Genomic DNA, 4,110 nt, shown 5'->3' with positions numbered 1-4,110 from the left:
GCCGGGGGCCCCGCAGCGGCGGCCGCCCCGGCTGCCGGCTGCGAGCGCGGCGCCACCGTGTGGCTGACCGGGCTGCCCAGCGCCGGCAAGACCACCCTCGCCCTCGCGCTGGCCGAGCGGCTGCGCGCCGAGGGCCACAGGGTCGAGGTCCTGGACGGCGACGAGATCCGCGAGTTCCTCTCCAAGGGCCTCGGCTTCACCCGCGAGGACCGCCACACCAACGTCACCCGGATCGGCTTCGTCGCCGAGAAGCTGGCGTCCAACGGCGTGAAGGTGCTGGCCCCGGTGATCGCCCCGTTCGCCGACTCCCGCGCCGCGGTGCGCGAGCGGCACGCCGCCAACGGCACCGAGTTCCTGGAGATCCACGTCGCCACCCCCCTCGAGCTGTGCTCGGAGCGCGACGTCAAGGGCCTGTACGCCAGGCAGGCCGCCGGCGAGATCTCCGGTCTCACCGGCGTCGACGACCCGTACGAGGCCCCGGCCGACCCGGAGCTGCGCATCCAGACCCGCGGCCGGACGGTCGCGGAGTCCGCCGCCGATCTGCACGCCTTCCTGACCGAGAGGGGCCTCGCATGACCACCGCCACCCAGGGCCTGGTCGCCACCGACGGCAACCCGTACGCGCTGTCGCACCTGGACGCCCTGGAGGCGGAGTCGGTGCACATCTTCCGCGAGGTGGCGGGCGAGTTCGAGCGGCCGGTGATCCTGTTCTCCGGCGGCAAGGACTCCATCGTCATGCTGCACCTGGCGCTGAAGGCCTTCGCCCCGGCGCAGGTCCCCTTCTCGCTGCTGCACGTGGACACCGGCCACAACTTCCCCGAGGTCATCGCCTACCGCGACCGCGTGGTGGCCGAGCACGGCCTGCGGCTGCACGTCGCGCACGTGCAGGACTTCATCGACGACGGCCGGCTGCGCGAGCGCCCGGACGGCACCCGCAACCCGCTGCAGACCGTGCCGCTGCTGGACGCCATCGACTCCCACAGGTTCGACGCGGTGTTCGGCGGCGGCCGCCGCGACGAGGAGAAGGCCCGCGCCAAGGAGCGCGTCTTCTCGCTGCGCGACGAGTTCGGCGCCTGGGACCCGCGCCGCCAGCGGCCCGAGCTTTGGTCGCTGTACAACGGCCGGCACGCGGTCGGCGAGCACGTGCGGGTCTTCCCGCTGTCCAACTGGACCGAGCTGGACGTCTGGCAGTACATCGAGCGCGAGAACATCGAGCTCCCGGAGATCTACTACGCCCACGAGCGGGACGTCTTCGCCCGCGACGGGATGTGGCTGACCGCCGGCGCCTGGGGCGGCCCCAAGGAGCACGAGAGGGTCGAGACGCGGCTGATCCGCTACCGCACGGTCGGCGACATGTCCTGCACCGGCGCCGTCGACTCGGACGCCGCCACCATCGCCGACGTCATCACCGAGATCGCCGCCAGCCGCCTCACCGAACGCGGCGCCACCCGGGCCGACGACAAACTCTCCGAAGCCGCCATGGAAGACCGCAAGCGCGAGGGGTACTTCTAGACATGAGCACCACCATCGAGACCAGCGCCACCTCGCTGCTGCGCTTCGCCACCGCCGGCTCCGTCGACGACGGCAAGTCCACCCTGGTCGGCCGACTGCTGCACGACTCCAAGTCGGTCCTCGCGGACCAGCTGGAGGCCGTCGCACACGCCTCCCGCCGCCGCGGCCAGCAGGCCCCCGACCTGGCACTGCTCACCGACGGCCTGCGCGCCGAGCGCGAGCAGGGCATCACCATCGACGTCGCCTACCGCTACTTCGCCACCGCACGGCGCCGGTTCATCCTCGCCGACACCCCCGGCCACGTGCAGTACACCCGCAACATGGTCACCGGCGCCTCCACCGCCGAACTCGCCGTCGTCCTCGTCGACGCCCGCAACGGCGTCGTCGAACAGACCCGCCGCCACGCCGCCGTCGCCGCCCTGCTGCGGGTGCCGCACGTGGTCCTCGCCGTCAACAAGATGGACCTGGTGGAGTACGCGGAGCCGGTCTTCGCCGCCATCGCCGCCGAGTTCACCGCCTACGCCGCCTCCCTGGGCGTCAAGGACGTGGTGGCCGTGCCGATCTCCGCGCTGGCCGGCGACAACGTCGTCGAACCGTCCGCCCACATGGACTGGTACGGCGGCCCCACCCTGCTGGAGCACCTGGAGACCGTCCCGGTCGGCACCGACCCGAGCGTCGAACCGGCCCGCTTCCCGGTCCAGTACGTCATCCGCCCGCAGACCGAGGACAACCCCGACTACCGCGGCTACGCCGGCCAACTCGCCTCCGGCGTCCTGCGGGTCGGCGACCCGGTCACCGTGCTGCCCTCCGGCCACACCACCACGATCGCCGCCATCGACGCCCTCGGCACCGGGACCGACATCGCCTGGGCCCCCCAGTCCGTCACCGTCCGCCTCACCGACGACATCGACATCTCCCGCGGCGACCTCATCGCCGCCGGACCCGCCCCGACCCCCACCAAGGACATCGAGGCCACCGTCGCCCACCTGAACGAGCGCCCGCTGACCGTCGGCGCGAAGGTGCTGCTCAAGCACACCACCCGCACCGTCCGCGCACTCGTCAAGGAAATCTCCTACCGCATCGACATCGACACCCTCGAACAGCGCACCGACACCGACGCACTCACCGTCAACGACATCGGCCACGTGGTGCTGCGCACCGCCGAGCCGCTGGCCCTGGACGACTACCGCGCCAACCGCCGGACCGGATCGTTCCTACTGATCGACCCGGCCGACGGCACCACCCTCACCGCCGGCATGGCGGGCGAGGCCTTCGACACCGTACGCACCACCGATCCGAACGAGGAGGACTGGGTCTGATGTCCCGCGAGGCGTTCTCGGGCATGGACAAGGAAGGCGGCCGCATCGGCAGCGGCGTCCTCGGCAGCGGCCAGGGCGGCCTGACGCGATGTGGGGCCGGACAGGGGCGCTGATCCCCTGTCACCGGGCCGCCTTCCCCCAGCACGGCCGGCCCGGCCTGCCCGGCATCCCCGATGCCGACCGCACCACGACGACTTCCCTGAACCGGGCGTCCCGCCGACGCTCCTGCCACGAAGGACACCTCAGATGACCCTCCGTTCCGGTCTTCCGCATACCCGCAAGCGCATCGTCAGCGGCCGGATCAGACGCTCGGCCGCGGCCGCGGTCGCCTCGCTCGCCGCCCTCAGCCTGGTGACCGCGTGCAGCTACGGCTCGAAGAGCACCGACAAGGCCTCCGCCGCCCCGGCCGCCGCGTCCGGTGCCTCGGACAAAAAGCTGTCCGCCGACACCGTGAAGATCGGCTACTTCGCCAACCTGACCCACGGCACCCCGCTGGTCGGCCTGCAGGAGGGCCTGTTCCAGAAGGAGCTGGGCGCGACCCAGGTCAAGACCCAGATCTTCAACGCCGGCCCGGCCGAGATCGAGGCGCTGAACGCCGGTTCGATCGACATCGGCTGGATCGGCCCCTCCCCGGCCATCAACGGCTTCACCAAGTCCAAGGGCACCTCGCTGCGGGTCATCGGCGGCTCCGCCTCCGGCGGGGTGAAGCTGGTCGTCAACCCCGACAGGATCAAGACCCTGGACGACCTCAAGGGCAAGAAGATCGCCACCCCGCAGCTGGGCAACACCCAGGACGTGGCGCTGCTCAACTACCTGGCCGAGAAGGGCTACAAGGTCGACGCGCAGTCCGGCGCCGGCGACGTCTCGGTGGTCCGCTCGGACAACAAGGTCACGCCGGACGCGTACAAGTCCGGCTCCATCGACGGCGCCTGGGTGCCCGAGCCGACCGCCTCCAAGCTGGTCACCCTCGGGGCCAAGGAACTGCTGAACGAGAAGCAGGTCTGGCCGGACGGCAAGTTCGTGATCACCAACATCATCGTCTCTCAGAAGTTCCTCAAGGAGCACCCGGACGTGGTGGAGGCCGTGCTGCGCGGCTCGGTGAACACCAACGCCTTCATCAAGGCCAACCCGGACAAGGCCAAGGCCGACGCCAACGACGCCATCAAGGCGGCCGCGGGCAACGCCCTGGAGCCGGCCGTCCTCGACCCGGCGTGGAAGGACATCGAGTTCCTGGACGACCCGCTGGCGAACACCTTCCAGGCCGAGGCCGACCACGCGGT

General features: G+C 71.2%; 4 protein-coding genes. All 4 read left to right on the top strand.

Going from position 1 to position 4,110, the window contains the following annotated elements; all coding sequences use genetic code 11:
- The coding region (cysC, locus tag AC2TEW_RS38460) for an adenylyl-sulfate kinase (RefSeq protein WP_484627803.1) at positions 1 to 576 on the top strand (576 nt) is incomplete at its 5' end.
- A complete protein-coding gene (cysD, locus tag AC2TEW_RS38455; RefSeq protein WP_484625425.1) occupies positions 573 to 1,511 on the top strand; it encodes a sulfate adenylyltransferase subunit CysD in 939 nt (312 codons plus the stop codon). The genes cysC and cysD, both read left to right, overlap by 4 nt.
- Before the next feature lie 2 nt (positions 1,512 to 1,513).
- Positions 1,514 to 2,830: a sulfate adenylyltransferase subunit 1 gene (locus tag AC2TEW_RS38450; RefSeq protein WP_484627802.1), complete on the top strand. Its 1,317-nt coding sequence runs from the start codon at positions 1,514 to 1,516 to the stop codon at positions 2,828 to 2,830.
- A 246-nt stretch (positions 2,831 to 3,076) separates the two neighbouring features.
- Positions 3,077 to 4,110, top strand: a 1,034-nt coding sequence (locus AC2TEW_RS38445) for an ABC transporter substrate-binding protein (protein WP_484627801.1), incomplete at its 3' end; no start/stop codon positions are given.

This window comes from Kitasatospora sp. NEAU-CNBT7 (genome assembly GCF_057220535.1).
Note: the sequence above shows the minus strand (reverse complement) of the source record. Positions and strands in the feature narration are given on the sequence as shown.